We start from the raw sequence: 15,610 nt of genomic DNA on the forward strand, positions 1-15,610 counted from the left end.
TCCGGTCGAGGTTGGGATGCGCGAAGATGATTGTCACGCACACGACGCGACGACAGGTCTGTTTACTATCCTGAACTACACTATGATCAATATATTGACTATCATTTAGTAAAGTAAATTTTACTTCCTGCACCATGCCTATCCTCAACGAACTCGCCACACTGGTGAAACGCCAGCGCGCCGAGATGGGCCTGACGCAGGAGCGCCTGGCCGAGCTTGCCGGTCTTTCCAGGGTAACCATCAACCAACTCGAAACCGGAAAAATTGGCAACCTGAGCCTTATCAACGCAGAGCAGCTCGCCAACGTTCTTGGCTATGGGTTGGGTGTGATCGGTGTGCGCAAGGCCAAGGATGACGTTTCCCAAGCATTGGAAATCGCTGCGAAGACGGCAAGCGTCAGCTACACCGATCCAATCCCGCCAGAAACGCTTCGATTGGCCATCCTGCATGGGGTTGTTGCTCCGAATTACATTCCGCAGTTGAGGGTGCTCCTGGACGAGGCCCCGGTGGGCGTGCTTTCGGACATCACGAGGCAACTCGAGCGAGAAGACGGTGTGCGCCCCCGGTCGACGTGGCAAAAAATGCGCCAGTTGGCGGCTGCCCTGGGTTGCACACGAGGAATCTGGTCGTGAGTGCCCCAGACTTCACGCGCCCGGGAGTCTGGCAAGAGTTGCTCGCGCAAGCGCTGCAACTTACCGATCACCTGGCCGATGTAGTGCGCAACCCAACCTGGAGTTTCGGTGGCGGCACCGTTCTCATGCTGCGTCTGAATCACCGCTTCAGCAAGGACATCGACCTGTTTGTGCCCGACCCGCAGTACCTTGGTCACTTCTCCCCTCGCCTCACAGACGTCGCCGAAGCCCTGACCACGGAGTACGAGGAGGCTGCAGAGTACACAAAGCTGTTCCTGCCGGCGGGCGAGATCGACATCGTCGTGGGCACTTCGCTGACCGACAACGCCTGGGACGCCGTGCAGTACCAGGGCCGAACCATACGCGTGGAATCCTGCGCGGAAATCGTCGCCAAGAAGATGCATCACCGCGGAAACTTGGCCAAGGCGCGAGACCTTTTCGACCTCTGCGCCGTCGCAGACATGGAGCCGGAGGCGATTGAAGTCGCGCGACCGTTCTTTGTGAAGCACGGGAAAGCATTCCTGCAGCGCCTGCGGGATTACAAGGACTTGGCGAATGACGAGTTCGACAAGATCGACCGGCTCGCGTACGACCGATCGTTTGACTACTGCTTGGGGCGTGCGGAAGGCCTATTGGCCAGTCCAGGATCCGGGCGGCCTTGAGTTCGCCGACACCCGGCACCTGATGCGTTCGACCAGAGCGAAAAGCGTCAACACGCCGGCGCGCTCGAGCCGGGCGGCGAGCGAAGGATGGAGCCAGGCCGCAACGCTGTCGACTAGCCCTGCCCACCGGGCCCTCGCGCCATCGCAACGCTTGCAGCTGGTGGTCGATGACTCGGGCGTGACGCTTGGCCCCCCTTGACCTCTTCTTGGCCAAGTGCGTTGCGAACCGAGAGAAAGACCGGAATTTCAATCGTGCGCTGCTTGCGTCGGGCATCGTGAAGTTCGATGAAGCGGTCCAACGGGCTTCGTTGTTGCCGGTCAGCAAGGATGCCCAGGAAAGGGTCGTGGCGCTCATCCATCGGCTCGCCAGCGTAGGCTGGTGCAAGGTGCCCTAGGACAGCTGGCCCTGAAGTCGTCAGCCTGATGTCCGGGCGGGTCGCAGGCCTCAGTCGGTACTCTGGAACGACCCAGATAAAATAGTTGGTGATGACGACCTCCGTGACCACGAACAAGCTTTCCAACGACGGCTTCCGCTATGTCAAGAAGACCGTCGGGACCATCATCGAAACCCCCCGCGCCGAATCCATGATGTCGTGCTTCCGCTGCGGCAAGTTCAAGCTGCGTAACCTTCTGGTCTCCAAGCGATTTCTCGGCAAGAACATGCTGGTGTGCGCAGAGAAGTGCACGGGTTAATTCCTGCGCGGCGACTCGCTCAATAGCAGCCCGGGTACACGGCTGGTTGACGGTCGAGCGTTCAGTTCCCTTGCTCGACGGCAGTGCCCTTGAGCTCCTGCCCAACCTCCTCGCACCGACGGCACAACGCCGACAAGAGCGACAACCGGTCATGTCGACGGCATCGCGGGCAGAGACCGCGGCTCGTTCGGCGAACACGGACCCCGACCGACGTGCCCGCAGCCACCCCGACGCGCGCGACACCGAAGAAATCCCTCATCTCGTCCGGCATCACCAGGAAGAGCTCCTCTGAGCAAGGCAGTGTGACCTCCAGCTCAAGCTGGGCTGCGCTCTTCAAACCGTTGGCCAGGCCCGCCTCCACATGTTGGTGGACCCGGTGTTTGAGACCGCTCAGCTGTTCGTAGGCCGCCCGCAACTCGACAGCTCGCTCCACCTTCGGCATTTGCAGTCCCTCGAGCGTCAGAAGCAAGGCCGAGGCCTCGGCACAGCCCATGGGCTTGCGGACCAACTGGAAGACTTCTTCAGCCGTGTATGGCAGCACCGGCACCAACAGCCGCATGAGCGTGTCCAGCACCCGGCCGAGCACGAACTGCGCTTCACGCCGGCGGGCAGAGTTCGCGGAGTCACAGTAGAGCGCGTCCTTGACGGCCGTGAAGTAGTCGCTTGAGACCGCGTCGGCGTACTGCATCAGGGCAGCCGTTGCACCTGCGAAGTCGTAGCGTCCCGCGGCGGCCCGCACCGTGGCCACGAGCTCTTGGAGTTTGACGAGCTGCAGCCGATGCATCGAGTGCGTGAGCTCGGCGGGCGCTTTGAACTCGAAGTCGACCAGGTTCTGCAGGCAGAACCGCAGCGTGTTACGCAGCTTGCGATAGCGCTCCACGGTACGTTCGAGCGACTGCGGGGATAGCTTCAACTCCTTGGTGAAGTCTTGCTGCAGGGTCCAGAGCCTGAGCACGTCAGGGCTGTATCGCTTGAACATCTCGTCCATCGGCAGATAGTTCTTGCTCGACTTCGAATACTTGCGGCCGTGCTCATCCACGACAAAGCTATGGGTGAGCAGCGCCTTGTAAGGCGCCGGCCCGCCTGCGGCCACCGCTGTGAGCAAGGACGACTGGAACCAGCCGCGGTGCTGGTCAGAGCCCTCCAAGTAGACGTCCGCCGTCCTGCCAAAACGTTTGCGCATCACGAGCTCGTGAGTCACGCCACTGTCGAACCAGACATCGAGGGTGCGGCGTGGCCCGTCCGCCTGCCATGCCTCGACGCCCTCCTCCGCGACCCGCGCGAGCAGCGCGGCGTCCGCGGCGTTGCCCGTGTCTGCAAGGGGCGTGCCCCACAGGCGATTGCGCGACAAGCACCAGGACGTCCGCGACCGCAGCATGTTCCCAAGCCGCTCGCGCGCCGTCTTCGGTACGAACTGCACCTCCTTCAACGCCGCGAGGGCGCGTGGCCCCACTTCCGCCAGTTCAAGAAACCATTCCTCTGAGGCCTTGAAGAAGACGGGCCGCTTGTGCCGCCAGCAGTGCGGGTACTCGTGCTGGAGGGTCGCGCGCGAGTGCACCAGGTCGCCCACACGCGCGAGGACGTGGTCCGACCCTTCGCGCAGCGTCATGCCCGCCATATCGCCGTGCAGGAAGCGGCCACCCTCGTCGACGTAGTGCTCAACGCCCAGCCCGTGAGCTTCTCCGACTCGGAAGTCGTCCATCCCAAAGGCTGGCGCCAAGTGCACCAGGCCGGTTCCGCTCGACGTCACATAGTCCGCCGCCAGCAGGGGCACGAGGTCGCCCGTGTAAGGGCTGCGCGCGTGAAGGCCGTGCAGGTCGACGGCCACGCCCGTCATTGCTTCACCTGGCGGCTGTGCTCGGACAAGGGTCCTGCCGCCCTCCTCGACCGCTGCGTAGTCGAGGGCGGGATTGAATGCGACCGCCTTGTTGGCAGGCAGGGTGTAGGGCGTGGTGGTCCACACCTGCAAGAACGTGTTTTCCCGTCCCTCCAGGGCGAAGAGGACCACCACGCTGTCTGATGCCCGCTCCTTGTACTCGACCTCCGCTTCGGCCAATGACGATGCGCAGTCCGGGCACCAGTGCACCGGACGCAGACGCTTCACCACCGACGGCAGCGCGCTGAAGAGGCGCGACGCGCCGGCTTCGAATTCGGGGTCGAGCGTGAGGTACGGCTGCTCCCAATCGGCTGCGACGCCGAAGGTACGGAACTCGGCTGTCTGGCTGGCCACCTGGCCCTCGGCGTAGGCTCGGCACGACTCGACAAAGTCGCGCGTGTCGGCTTTGGAGTGCCCGAGCTTCTCCACCTCGAGCTCCACGGGGAGCCCGTGGCAGTCGAAGCCTGGCACATAGGGCGCGAAGTAGCCATCCAGGCGCTTGAACTTCACCAGGGCATCCTTGAGTGTCTTGTTGACGAAGTGACCAAGGTGCAGGGCACCGTTGGCATAGGGCGGCCCGTCGTGCAAGAGGAAGGTCGGCCGCTCCCCGGGGCTGCGATGTAGCGCATCGACGGTGGCGGGCGCGCCCCACAGGGCGAGATAGGAGGATTTGTCCGAGTGCACTTGCGCGAGCTCGAACGACGACTTGAAAAGATTGAGGCTGTACATGATTTCGGGTCCAGAAAAGCAAAAAGGCAGCGAGGGTGAGTCGCTGCCTTGGGAGGTCGAGGTCGAAAGTGGGGCTAACCGCCCAACGTAATTCGCCCCCGGTGCTCGTTGGCAGAGGAGGTCGGAATAATCGGCATGGACCAGTGCTTGGACACGGTGAAATCGGGCGATGAGTTGAGGTTAGACGCGTTGTATCGCGTAGCCATTTTAGCGGGACGCCATGGTGCCGCGCAAATGCGCACCCCGAGCCCCTTCGGCCCTATCGAGCGCCCCCCGGCGCGTCGAGCCAATCGTCGTCCTGAGCCTTGGGAGGAGGAGCTCAAGGACTCCAAATCGTCCAGTGCCTCTCGCTTCAACCGAACGGCGTCGGTTCACCGAGGACGGCACGCTTGTTGGGTTTCGCTGAATCTAGGCTCACTCGAAGGCGGCGCATCACCTCGCTCGCGTCAACATATTCGCCGCTCGTTCTTGCATTGATGAGCGAGCTCATTCCACGGGCCACGAAGGCAGCTTGATCCTTGCGCCCACACACCGACACGCGCACCGCCGCCTCGACGAACTTCGACAACGGCTCTTCCGTACCCGGAACCCGATCGACTTCATCGCGAATTTCCCGGGTCACAGACAAATACATGGGTTCTTGTCGCTACTTGGGCTGCATCATTTTCTTGATCTCGTCCACGTGCTCGGCGGCACGCTGCGTGATATGGGCCATCGCATCGGACTGAGAGCGGCGCGCCATCTCGGCGAGTTCTTTCATATCGGCGATCGTCTTTTCGAATGCGCTGCGAACCACTTCAGTTTGCTTTGCCGGGTCTGTGCCCCCGCTGGCAGCGCCCTTGGCAACTTCCTGCATGACTTGCATCGCCTCGGCCATCATTTCGCTTTGCTTGCGGACCATGGCCTGCATGGATTCATAAGCTGCCTTGTTGGCCTCAACCAATGCTTCCACATCCTTGCGTCGCGCCTCGACGATGGCCGTCATGTCGATGCCCGGCATCTTCAACTGCTCGAGCATTTTCTTCATATCGCCAAACGGATTGATCTCTGTTGCCATAGCGTCTCTCCTGGTGATGGGCCGGAACAAAACCTGCGCCGGCGCAGCATCATTGCATATGGTGGCAGCTGTGGCATCCCCCGTCCGCTCACGGTGTGGTGCCGCTCTCCGGTGCCCCCGCGGCGTTCGACGGGCCGAACGGCTACGCGCGCAGCAACACGTTCAGCTGATCCACCATCTCGGCCCAATCGGCGTCCTCGCCGATCTCTTCCCGCAGGAACTGCGCTTGCCCAGGCGTCCAGAACGGAGCGTCCGCCAACTCGATCTCGCCGCGCAAGGGCCGATGCCTTGAGATGAATGAATCAATCTCGGGCTGAGTGCTTGGCAACCCAAGCTGACGAAACAGGTTCGGGAGGCTGTGGTCGGTGAGGTCCATTGACGGATTCTCCATCGAACGCGCATCTCCGATCGCGTCCAGGTGTGCCATTTCGCTCGACGGCAACCCTGGTTGTTGCAGCTCGAAGCGCGACGTGGCGTCCATGACATACGACCAATGCCAGGCCCCTTCTCGCTCGACCAATGTGATCGCAACGTCGTGACCGTTGTAGTGGAACTCGGTCTCCAGCTCCGCCATAGGCACCTCCACGGGATTGAGCCCACAAGTATGAGCTTCGCGACCATGGCGCGCGGCCTGTGCGGCCGCCATGGTCAGATCCGGTGCACAGGCGCAGCGCGTCCGCCCGCAGGGTCCTGGACGCAGATCCGCAGGGGTCCCGCCAGTGCTCAGGCGACGATCCGGGCCTTGCGGTTGAGCGGCGCGCACGAGACATCACGAAGGCGGATTGACTGCCCGAAGGCGCGCCACCTCATCTGTGACCATCGTGCGCCCACCACTGCTTCAAGCGGCGCAGCAGCTGAACCGGACGCTTGTCCGCTCGAACGCGGCTCAGGTGCTCGCGATAGAGCGCACGCTGGGTAGTCAGTGCTGCCCGGAGAGCGACAAGATTGTCCTCTGTGTACAGCCAAACGCCTTGGAGCACGAAGTTGCCGGGCTTGCTCGAGTCCGGCTTCGGTCGAACATGGACGTCCGTGGCGCCGATGCTTCGCAACAGGTCGGATCGGGCTGCGGCAACCATCATGCCCTCGCCATACATCTCTATCTCCCGCGTCAAAGTAAAGCACACGGTCTGGATGCTAGGGAAGCGCTCCGCCAGAAACATGGTGACCTCGACCAGCAAGAGCGGGCCGAAGTTGCGTTGCTCGCTGCCCAAAGCCGGCGAAGCCAAGAAGCGACTGACGTGAACATCCGACCTGTCGGCGCTGACTTCGATCGGATCGAGCGAGCCAAGAAAGCGACCCCGGTCATAGACGAACACGGGTTCACCCAGTTCATAGTTCGACAGGTCCGGGCCCGCGAGGTGCAGTTTCTCAAAGATCAAAATTCATCAGGGTCGATTTCAAGTCATCCGGCGGCTGAAGGTCAAACCGAGGATGACACATCCTCTCTCGGGCAGGTATCGCGCGTTTCGGTGATCAAAGCGGACAATGTGCCCCACTTCACGTTCGGGCCGAGATCGTTATAGAGCATAAGCACCGGCAACGCCAACGAGCCGCCTCGGTTTGGCAACATGCACCGGGGCCGCCGACGCCGATCTTGTTGAAATCCGCATTCGTGCGAACCCAGCCAATCTCCAATTTGGCCGAAGCCTCGTCCCTTTCCCCGCGGCGATGGCCGCTTGAACGGCCATGCCTCCGGCATCACCCCGTACTGTCAGCGCTATGGCTGCGAGACGCGACACGCGACACGCATAGCTTGACTGGTCCACGGCCGACTGGCCCAACCGGGCCACCACCGCCTTGTAGTACTCGATGCCCATCAAGGCGCTCTGGGCCCGATCGGCCGCGTTCTCGCGAATGATCAGCTTGCCGCCGCGCGCAAAGAAGGCCGACAGATCCGTGATCGCGCGCCTCGATCGGCGGCATGCGTTCCAAAAAAGCATTGGGGTCTTTTGATATCCCTGTGCAAATGGCGCGACACGGCACCCGCGTGCCTGCGGCGCCGACCGCGCCAAGGACGCCCATCGGCTTGCGGCGACCGCACTGCGCTTCAGCGAGCATGCGGTCCGACCTGGTCGAATTGCCAGCAGGGCTGCGCGCGTACAGCTGCGCTTCATTGAGGCCTTCGAAGCGGTTCTCCGTCTTGGCCTGGTACATGGGTGTCACTCGTTCAAGCGCTCGCCGTCGGGCAACCTCACCGATCACCTTCTGCTAGCCTGAGGGCGATGGATGGACCTTGTCCAACTCGGCGGCGATTCGGCATGTGGACTGCGGTCTGCGCAGCTCTCGCCGCTTCCGGCATGGCCGGCTGCAGCTATCTCCCGCGCGCCGCCGTGGTCCCCATGCCCACGCGACTGGACAAGAGCAATTGCACGGCGGATGCCCGGACTCTCCTGGTCATCCTGCCGGGGCGCGGCATGAATTTGCGCGAGTTGGAGAGGGAGGGCTTCGTCGCGGCGGCCCGCTCGCTCGGGCTCGCAGTCGATGTAATGCGCGCCGACGCACATCTGGGCTATTACAAGGACCGCAGCATCCTCGAGCGCCTGCGCACCGACGTCATCGCGCCCGCGCAGGTGAAGGGCTACCGGTCAATCTGGCTGGCGGGCATCTCGATGGGTGGTCTTGGCGCACTGCGATATGCCGAGGCGCACCCTGCAGACGTTGCCGGGATCCTGGCGCTCGCGCCCTACCTCGGTGAGCCGGAAATGACCCAGGCGATCGTCGACGCCGGCGGTCTGATGCGGTGGAAGGCACCGGCCGGCCCGCTCCTCGACGGGGAAATCGCTCCGCAGGCCTGGCGCAGCGTACGGAGCGTCTTGCTACGGGGCGAAGCATCCGCACGACCTCCCCTCTACCTTGGCTACGGGCTCTCGGACAGCCTCGCGCCCAGTCACCGCGTGCTTGCGCAGGTGTTGCCGCCTGGCCGAGTCTTCACCGCATCGGGTGGGCATGACTGGAAGCCGTGGCTGGGCTTGTGGCAACGCATGCTCGCAGCGTCGGAGCTGCCGCGCTGCTAACCCACCGGAAGGCTCAGGGCTGCGCGAATCTGCAAAACAAAGCCGCACCCCGCTCGTTGCAGCTAATCTGCGCGGCGATGGGAGGTTCTGTGAGTTTCAGGGCGGCGCACGTCGGCGCAGAACCTCAACCGGCCCCACGCCCTGATAGATGGTTTCGCCCGTCTTCAAGGATGTCACAGTCCAGCGCTCGCCCGGCGTGACCTTGTAGTCTCCGGGCGCAAGCGGCAATTCGCGCTCTTCGTGAACGTCCGGCCCGAGCCACGACGGCATTCGAAGCAGGGTCGACGATTCCCGAAGGAGATCTTGCTGATTCATGGATTCTTTCAAGGTTCGTACTTGCCGCGTCGCACGGGCCGGCGAAGAAGCGCGCCGCCCATTTCGCGCGCGTGGCGCTCGTACTCGCGCCGGCGCGCGTCGGCAGGGGAAGGCGACCTGGCTCTGCGCGTCGGATTGATCTCGCACCACCACGTCTGCGGGAACATCGGCCCCGTGCCCTTGGCGCTGCGCGCCGGATGGACTTCGGTGCCGGTGATCAGCAAGCCGTGCGCGTTGATATCGAGCAGCGTCACCTTGTCGAGCAGCGGTATCAGGTAGCTCTCCCGATCCGGTCCCACCAGCACGGCCACGCGCTTCATCCCCTTCCGATACACCAGCAGCTCGCCTGGCACAGGGTCAGCCTCGATGTCCTCGGGGTGCATCTTTTGCCCCTCTCGCCGGCAGCGGCAAATGATGGCGAGCACATGCGGAACATACCGAGTATGGGCGTATGGGGTATCCAGTTGGCCCCAGTGAACGGACAAGAACTGGATGCGCATCCATGCTTCAGCGCCAAACGCAAGTCGGATGCGGATGGAAACGACCGCCATTGACCGCCCGCCCCTTGCATACTATGGTGCGCTCACGACCGGCACTGAGCGCGAGCCGCACCAGCAGGTCGGAGGTATCTGCGCTGAAATCAAGCGGGGGATGAACAAATGTTTGTCGACCTCTCCCACGTATTCCACGACGGGATGCCCGGCGTCCTCTTCAAGGCTGAGAACGGCGAAACAGTCGAACTCACGGCGCACATTCGACCCTACATGACGCATGCGCAGTCGCTCCCCCACTACGAGAACAAGGCCTCGTTCGAGATCTCTGACGTGGCATTCCAAAGCTCCGTCGGCACGAAGATGGATGCCCCGCGTCACCGTTTCGAAGGCGCGAACGATGTCGCTTCCATCGAACTCGGCCGCCTGATTCTGGACGGCGTCGTCATCGACGCCCGGCACGCGGGTCCCAGGCAGCAGCTGAGGTTGACAGACCTGCAGTTTCCCGAGCATCTCGCAGGCCGGGCAGTGCTGGTGAACTTCGACTGGGATCGCCATTGGGGAACGGAGACCTACCGATTGCACCCGTTCGTCTCGCATGAAGTGGTGACCTGGCTCTGCGATGCGGGAATTGCCCTTTTTGGGGTGGACTGCGCGAACGTCGACTCCACGCAGGATCCAGAACGTCCAGCACATACCCGGTTTCTAAGGCAAGGCATCCTCATCGTGGAAAACCTCACCGGACTGTCGCGCCTGCACGGCGCGGCGTTCCGCTTTTTCTCCATGCCGCTGAAGGCGAGGGACGCGGCAGCCTTCCCGGTCCGTGCTTTTGCAGAGGTGCGTGAATAAACACAGGCGAAACCGCATCTTGCACGGGCTGGTGAGCGCAAGCTGCGTCGACCCGCTGCAGCTGGAGGACATTGCCGCGGACCTTTGGCGCGACGCCCGTCTGCGCGCCATGACGCCGGCCGAAGCTGCCCAAAACTGGCTCGAGCCGGTAGCATGTGCCGATGGCCATCCTCGTCGGCACAGCCTCCTGGACTGACAAGACGCTGATCGACTGCGGGCGCTTCTACCCGAAGGAAGCGAAGACGCCCGAGGCGCGTCTGCGCTACTACGCGTCGCTCTTTCCTTTGGTCGAAGTCGATTCGAGCTACTACGGGATCCCCACGCCGACCAACGCCCACAACTGGGCCGAGCGCACGCCCGAGGGCTTCGTATTCAACGTGAAGGCCTTTCGCCTGTTCACCGGCCACCAGACCGACCCGAAGGTGCTGCACAAGGACATCAAGGAGGCGCTGGGCACGAGCCAGACGCTGTACTACCGCAGCACGCCGCCGGAGATCCGCGCCGAGCTCTGGCGCCGGTTCGTCGATGCAATCACGCCGCTCAAGGCGGCAGGCAAGCTCGGCCTGGTCCACTTCCAGTTCCCGCCCTGGCTGATGTGCAACCGCGAAGGGCATGCGCATGTCGAGCACTGCATCGAGCAGATGGAGGGGCACACCTGCAGCGTCGAGTTCCGGCACAAGTCCTGGTTCGACGAGGCGAGCCGCGCCGGCACGATCGACTTCTTGCGCGCGCTCGGCGCCGTGCACACCATCGTCGACGGGCCGCAGGGCTTCGCCAACAGCGTGCCGCTGCTGGCGGAAACCACGAACCCCGACTACGCGCTGGTGCGCCTGCACGGCCGCAACGTGGACACCTACAACATCAAGGGGGCGTCTTCAGCAGCCGAGCGCTTCGACTACGACTATCCGGACCAGGAACTGCGCGAGATCGTGATCGAGGTGGTGCGGCTGGCCTACAAGGTGCGCAACACTCACCTGATCTTCAACAATTGCGACGAGGACAAGGGCCAGCGCAACGGGCTCACTTTCCTGAAGATGCTGCTGGCGCACGGTTGAGCGAGCCAGGGCGATGGGGCGTCGGCTCTCAATCCTGGCGTAACACTGGTGCCTCATGCTTGGAGGTGACAGTCGATCTCCAGCCGCGCCTCGAACTGGGCGATCAGGCTGCGTTCCAGGCGACGCTCCTGCGTGTAGCCGAAGACATCGAAAATGCCACCGCGCAGCACCTTGCCCCGCGCGAGCCACGTCATGGACGACTTCTCATCCTCACCCTTAATTCACGATTCTTCGATCGCCTTGATGTAGTCCATGATGTCAATCGCCGGCATCTCCAATGCCTTGCGACGATCTCGCTCCGGCAAGGTATCGCGCACGAAGTCGATCTGCTTCCAGTTGGGAAACGGCGTTTCTCGCCCTGGCGCGGGCACGAACGGCGAACTCGAGACTCGCCGAAGCTTGGGGATGTATCGAGGACAGTTCAGGAAGATCTCGCTGACGGCAACCCGGACCACGAACTGGGCTTGCGGGTACTCGGAGATCAACGGGTCATCCCTCATCACGGACGCCTCTCCGCTGATCCGCAGGCGGTTGGGCTTCTCGAAGTCGATGAACAGGATGCCGACCTTTGGATTGGCCAACACGTTGCCCATGGACAGGTACATGCCGTTCCCGTCGTAGCAAGGGAAGGCCAGAGTCCGTTCGTCGACCACCTTGACGAAGCCCGCCGGACCGGCCTTGAAGGAGCAGCTTGGCTTTCCCGATCCATCGGCCGTCGCGAGAAAGAAGAAATCCTTCGTCGCGATGAACGCGGTGTCCAGCGGGTTGAAGGTGTCGTGCAGGTTGTGGGTCTCGATGACATCCGCCAGCCGGCGCGTGTCGAACGCGTCCTGCAACTGGCGCTGTTGGTCGTGATAGATGCTCATGCGGTTCTCCGCTCAGGCGGACAGGGCCTGCGCCGCGGCGGGTTCCGCCACGGGGGTGGCCTCCGTCATCTCAGCCGCGGGAGAAGTCTGGACCACGACGGCTTCCCGCCGGGTCTTGTTCAAGAGCAGCTGCGTCACGTCGGGCCGCGCGTAGTGGCCGCTGGGGTCGGCGGCCGCCTTGGCCAGTGAGATCAGCCCGAGGTCGATGTCCGCGACGACGAAACCCTCCTCGGTCTCGGCCAGGTTCGTGCCGAGCGGAGAGCCGTCCGGCCCGTAGATGCGCGCGAAGCCACCACCGGCGAGCAGCAGCTGCTTCTTCGTCGGGTCGGTGCACAGCAGGTCGACCATGGGGCTCGATACCGTGGCGCATGGCGCGATCACGAAGCACTGGCCCTCGGCGGCATAGAGCTGGCTGGCGCCGTTGTTGACCTCCGGGCCGAGCGCGTAGGCGCCGCCCCGATAGAGGGAGAAGCTCGGCCAGGCGGCACAATGGATCTGCTCGTTCTGCGAGTACATGGCGTACTTGGAAAGCGGCTGCAGATGCTCCCAGCAGCACAGTGAACCGATGTTGCCGATCTCTGTTTCGCACACGCTGAGGTCGGAGCCGTCGCCCTCGCCGAAGACGGTGCGCTCGACGTGGGTGGGCTTGAGCTTGCGGCGCGTCTGCACGACGTTGCCCTTGTCGTCGATCAGGAACTGAGCGATGTAGAGGCTGCCTCCGGCCTTCTCGCTGAAGCCCGACGAGATCCAGATGCGATGCTTGCGTGCGGCGTCCCTGATGCGCTCGAACTCGGGCGATCCGATCACCAGCGAGTTGTCGTGGTAGCGCTGCACGAACTGCATGCCCCAGGCCGGCGAATCCAGCCAGATCCACCAGGGGTAGCCCGGCAACCAGGTCTCGGGGAATGCAAGCAGCTGGATGCCATCCTTCGCCGCACGGCCCATCAAGTCGATGGTCTTGTCGATCGTCGCGTCGAGGTCGAGGAACACAGGGGCGGCCTGGACCGCGGCGACGCGTAGCCTGGGGTGGGTCTTGCTTGTCATGATGGAAAACTCCGGTGGATTTCGAGCGTGGTGCCCAAGGGCTGAGGGGTTGTCCCCGCCTTGTCAGCAGGTTGACCGAAGACTAGGGCGGCTTCGGCTTTGACGCTTGTCCAGGCGTTGCAGCGTTCTTGTCTAAAAATCGCGCATCGTCGGATTTCGCTGCTGGCACATCCGGCACAGAATGCGGCCGATCAACACCCCTCCGTCGTCGCCGCAGCCGCTTACGTATGGCGGCTTGCTCATGACCTGATCGACCAAACGCTCGAAGGGCGCGATGCCTGTGGTTGCTTCGCAGCGGCCGAACACCTTGGCGCGATGCACGCCCAACGCCGCCAAGTACGCCCAGGCGCCGGCGCGTTCGTACTCGTGCTCCACGCGCATTGACTTTCCCGCCTCGGTGGGCAGGCTCGGATGCATGCGCAGCCGAGCCTGGATACTGGTCTTCTCGTCGGTCGAGATGACGAACTCGTCCTTGCGCAGCGACTGCCCTTGCCAGCGTCGCTCGTACAGGTCCAGGATGCGGCCGGCCTTGGCCTGGAAGTGCGGGTCGCGCGCAAAGATCCAGCATCGGTGCCGCCACGGGCGAATCGCGTCCTCGTGCAACCAATGCCAGACCGTGCTGTCGCTGATGCGCGCCACCAGGCCCGAGCGCTGCGCGTGTCGCGCCACGTCGGCGACGCTCAGGCACGACAGCGGCAAGCCCAAGGTGGCCGGCAACTCGCATGCGAGCGCCTTGATCTCAACCGTGACCTCTGGGGGGAAAGACCCGAGGGCGTCCCGGGCGGGTTCTCTCTTCGAGACCCGCCAATCGCTCCTTGAAGAAACGCTGGCGCCACTGACTGACCACCTCGCGCCGGGTGTCCAGCCGCGCGGCGATCTCGTCGTTGTCCAAGCCGTTGGCGGCCATCAGGATCATCTTGGCTCGAACAACTTCGAAATGCGGCAACGTATATCTGGTTGCACGACGATTCAACTCGGCCGACTCATCCAGCGTCAACTCGATATGGAACGGACTCTTCCTTGGCATATGCAACCCCTGGTCGAAGGATTGCATCAAGACGCCATACGCGGCCGAACTTATCAAGAATACACGTGGCCGTATTTATGAAACTGCCTTCTTAGTCAGGCAATTGCTGGAGTTCGGCGAGCGTCGCTCGCAGGGTGCCCAACGCTTTCACGGCGGCAGCGAACTCACCCACTTCCACGCCCTGATCGCTCAGGCTCTGTAGCACGAACTGCTCAAAGGCGTCGCCGGTCTTTCCCTCAAGCAACTGGTGATCTTCGAGGATCACATTTCCAAGCAACAGCAGCTCTGCCAGCGCGCGAGCAGGCCGGCGATGGGAACGTTCGAACTCGACTCGCAGGGCTGCGATCTCATCACTGGTGGCCGTCATGAGCGTAGTTTGCCCCAGCCTTCAGCCATTCTCCAAACGAGATATTCCGCAAGCGGTTCGCACCAGCTTGCTGGCAAAGGATGTACTGACCTAGGCCGGAAGTGCAGCGGACAAACACCATCGCTCGAAACATACTTTCCTATCCAAGTCCTGATCGGGCCGGCAGATGGAAACTGGAAAGCTGCTCGCGATTGTGGAGGTTGCACAAGCCAGACGGTTTGCATGTCAGGCCGCAGGCTGTGGCCGCACTGTTTTTCGGCAGCTTTACGTCGTCGTCCACAGCGAGGGAATCATCGTCCTGGGCGCAGGCTGCTATCGAAAGATGCTCGGCACCGAAGTCTCAGCTCGGCCGCTGCATGGGACGCCTGATGTCCGCCGTCTCACCGAGCGGGAGTGCAGCTTGCTCGCGGAGAATCCGGCTCAGCTGATGGCGGAGTTCGACACGGGACACGCATCCGCCTTCGGTGCTCTCTCGGCGCGTCCGAGCCCGCGCGAGGCCACCCCGCGCGCGCGAACTCCTCGCTTGCCCATTTGGACCAGACGCCAGTTTGGTGCGCAGGCGGAGAAAGAGGTTGAAGCGCAATACGGGCGAAGCTCGGACCTCAAGGGCTGGCGTTCGCTGGTCGACCTCCGCATCAGGGAGCTCGCGGACCGGGTCACCGCGTCGAAGGCGTAGCGGCCCAGCAGGGTGCAGATCTGACTCAAGGATGGCGGGTGCCGCAACCCTCCATGGCTCAAGCTGTCGATCGGCGGCCAGGATCGAAGGCCGTGGCGTTGCGCATCAAGGACTTTGGAGCAGCTCTGCCAAGCTACTTTGAACGCGCTGGGCAACACACTTTGAATTTTCCGGTGGGTTTTTCACCCATCTTTGAATTTTCCGGGGGCCGCGAGGGGATCTCGAGCCGCCGCCGGTTAGGTCGCAACCGCCGGTTG

Annotated in this window: 21 protein-coding genes; 7 read left to right on the forward strand and 14 right to left on the reverse strand. The window is 63.0% G+C overall.

The features are described from left to right. Positions 1 to 134: 134 nt before the first annotated feature. The 3 genes from ACSQ89_RS34800 to ACSQ89_RS34810 all read left to right on the forward strand — a co-directional run bounded on the left by ACSQ89_RS34800 (position 135) and on the right by ACSQ89_RS34810 (position 1,987). On the forward strand, positions 135 to 632 hold the full coding sequence (locus ACSQ89_RS34800) for a helix-turn-helix transcriptional regulator (protein WP_436294896.1): 498 nt from the start codon (positions 135 to 137) through the stop codon (positions 630 to 632). Beyond that, a complete protein-coding gene (locus ACSQ89_RS34805; protein WP_093110458.1) occupies positions 629 to 1,294 on the forward strand; it encodes a nucleotidyl transferase AbiEii/AbiGii toxin family protein in 666 nt (221 codons plus the stop codon). The genes ACSQ89_RS34800 and ACSQ89_RS34805 overlap by 4 nt, the downstream gene beginning before the upstream one ends. 486 nt (positions 1,295 to 1,780) lie before the next feature. After that, positions 1,781 to 1,987 carry a hypothetical protein gene (locus tag ACSQ89_RS34810; RefSeq protein WP_436294897.1) on the forward strand — a complete coding sequence of 69 codons (207 nt, stop codon included), beginning with the start codon at positions 1,781 to 1,783 and terminating at the stop codon, positions 1,985 to 1,987. A 61-nt stretch (positions 1,988 to 2,048) separates the two neighbouring features. On the opposite strand, the gene ACSQ89_RS34815 is transcribed toward ACSQ89_RS34810, so the two are convergent. The 6 genes from ACSQ89_RS34815 to ACSQ89_RS34840 form a co-directional block, all read right to left on the reverse strand. Next, the gene (locus ACSQ89_RS34815) at positions 2,049 to 4,592 is read right to left on the reverse strand and encodes an isoleucine--tRNA ligase (RefSeq protein ID WP_436294898.1); all 2,544 of its coding nucleotides are present in this window, start codon (positions 4,590 to 4,592) and stop codon (positions 2,049 to 2,051) included. Between the two features lie 352 nt (positions 4,593 to 4,944). Beyond that, a complete protein-coding gene (locus ACSQ89_RS34820; protein WP_436294899.1) occupies positions 4,945 to 5,226 on the reverse strand; it encodes a prevent-host-death protein in 282 nt (93 codons plus the stop codon). A gap of 12 nt (positions 5,227 to 5,238) precedes the next feature. Next, on the reverse strand, positions 5,239 to 5,649 hold the full coding sequence (locus tag ACSQ89_RS34825; protein WP_436294900.1) for a phasin family protein: 411 nt from the start codon (positions 5,647 to 5,649) through the stop codon (positions 5,239 to 5,241). A gap of 142 nt (positions 5,650 to 5,791) precedes the next feature. Then, a complete protein-coding gene (locus ACSQ89_RS34830) occupies positions 5,792 to 6,025 on the reverse strand; it encodes a DUF2789 domain-containing protein (RefSeq protein ID WP_436294947.1) in 234 nt (77 codons plus the stop codon). Between the two features lie 430 nt (positions 6,026 to 6,455). Further along, positions 6,456 to 7,028, reverse strand: a complete 573-nt coding sequence (locus ACSQ89_RS34835) for a hypothetical protein (protein ID WP_093110463.1) — start codon at positions 7,026 to 7,028, stop codon at positions 6,456 to 6,458. 138 nt (positions 7,029 to 7,166) lie between these two features. Further along, on the reverse strand, positions 7,167 to 7,763 hold the full coding sequence (locus ACSQ89_RS34840) for a tannase/feruloyl esterase family alpha/beta hydrolase (protein ID WP_436294901.1): 597 nt from the start codon (positions 7,761 to 7,763) through the stop codon (positions 7,167 to 7,169). Between the two features lie 225 nt (positions 7,764 to 7,988). On the opposite strand from ACSQ89_RS34840, the gene ACSQ89_RS34845 reads away from it, so the two are divergent. Next, entirely contained in the window at positions 7,989 to 8,663 is a 675-nt protein-coding gene (locus ACSQ89_RS34845; RefSeq protein WP_436294902.1) for an alpha/beta hydrolase-fold protein, read from the forward strand. Positions 8,664 to 8,759: 96 nt separating this feature from the next. Here the strand turns inward: ACSQ89_RS34845 and ACSQ89_RS34850 are convergent, their stop codons facing one another. Both ACSQ89_RS34850 and ACSQ89_RS34855 read right to left on the reverse strand, forming a co-directional pair. After that, positions 8,760 to 8,978 (reverse strand): hypothetical protein, encoded by a 219-nt coding sequence (locus tag ACSQ89_RS34850; RefSeq protein ID WP_093110465.1) that lies wholly within the window; start codon positions 8,976 to 8,978, stop codon positions 8,760 to 8,762. Positions 8,979 to 8,986: 8 nt separating this feature from the next. Beyond that, a complete protein-coding gene (locus tag ACSQ89_RS34855; RefSeq protein WP_436294904.1) occupies positions 8,987 to 9,361 on the reverse strand; it encodes a hypothetical protein in 375 nt (124 codons plus the stop codon). Between the two features lie 276 nt (positions 9,362 to 9,637). Between ACSQ89_RS34855 and ACSQ89_RS34860 the strand changes: the two genes are divergently transcribed. Both ACSQ89_RS34860 and ACSQ89_RS34865 read left to right on the forward strand, forming a co-directional pair. Continuing rightward, entirely contained in the window at positions 9,638 to 10,318 is a 681-nt protein-coding gene (locus ACSQ89_RS34860; RefSeq protein ID WP_436294905.1) for a cyclase family protein, read from the forward strand. A gap of 161 nt (positions 10,319 to 10,479) precedes the next feature. Further along, a complete protein-coding gene (locus ACSQ89_RS34865; protein WP_436296924.1) occupies positions 10,480 to 11,373 on the forward strand; it encodes a DUF72 domain-containing protein in 894 nt (297 codons plus the stop codon). Between the two features lie 53 nt (positions 11,374 to 11,426). Here the strand turns inward: ACSQ89_RS34865 and ACSQ89_RS34870 are convergent, their stop codons facing one another. From ACSQ89_RS34870 to ACSQ89_RS34895, 6 genes are all read right to left on the reverse strand, one after another. Next, complete coding sequence (locus ACSQ89_RS34870; RefSeq protein ID WP_436294907.1) at positions 11,427 to 11,567, reverse strand: DUF6537 domain-containing protein; 141 nt, start codon at positions 11,565 to 11,567, stop codon at positions 11,427 to 11,429. A gap of 27 nt (positions 11,568 to 11,594) precedes the next feature. Then, entirely contained in the window at positions 11,595 to 12,239 is a 645-nt protein-coding gene (locus ACSQ89_RS34875; protein ID WP_436294908.1) for a pyridoxamine 5'-phosphate oxidase family protein, read from the reverse strand. Between the two features lie 12 nt (positions 12,240 to 12,251). Continuing rightward, a complete protein-coding gene (locus ACSQ89_RS34880; RefSeq protein WP_093110469.1) occupies positions 12,252 to 13,283 on the reverse strand; it encodes a carbon-nitrogen hydrolase family protein in 1,032 nt (343 codons plus the stop codon). Positions 13,284 to 13,415: 132 nt separating this feature from the next. After that, a complete protein-coding gene (locus ACSQ89_RS34885; protein ID WP_436296925.1) occupies positions 13,416 to 13,922 on the reverse strand; it encodes a hypothetical protein in 507 nt (168 codons plus the stop codon). Between the two features lie 100 nt (positions 13,923 to 14,022). Further along, positions 14,023 to 14,337 carry a helix-turn-helix domain-containing protein gene (locus ACSQ89_RS34890; RefSeq protein WP_436294910.1) on the reverse strand — a complete coding sequence of 105 codons (315 nt, stop codon included), beginning with the start codon at positions 14,335 to 14,337 and terminating at the stop codon, positions 14,023 to 14,025. Between the two features lie 64 nt (positions 14,338 to 14,401). Continuing rightward, on the reverse strand, positions 14,402 to 14,677 hold the full coding sequence (locus ACSQ89_RS34895; protein WP_093110472.1) for a hypothetical protein: 276 nt from the start codon (positions 14,675 to 14,677) through the stop codon (positions 14,402 to 14,404). 166 nt (positions 14,678 to 14,843) lie between these two features. On the opposite strand from ACSQ89_RS34895, the gene ACSQ89_RS34900 reads away from it, so the two are divergent. Next, positions 14,844 to 15,353 carry a hypothetical protein gene (locus ACSQ89_RS34900; RefSeq protein WP_436294911.1) on the forward strand — a complete coding sequence of 170 codons (510 nt, stop codon included), beginning with the start codon at positions 14,844 to 14,846 and terminating at the stop codon, positions 15,351 to 15,353. The last annotated feature ends 257 nt before the right edge of the window (positions 15,354 to 15,610 follow it).

Origin of the sequence: Variovorax sp. LjRoot175 (genome assembly GCF_964253805.1) — a bacterium.
Classification (GTDB): domain Bacteria; phylum Pseudomonadota; class Gammaproteobacteria; order Burkholderiales; family Burkholderiaceae_C; genus Variovorax.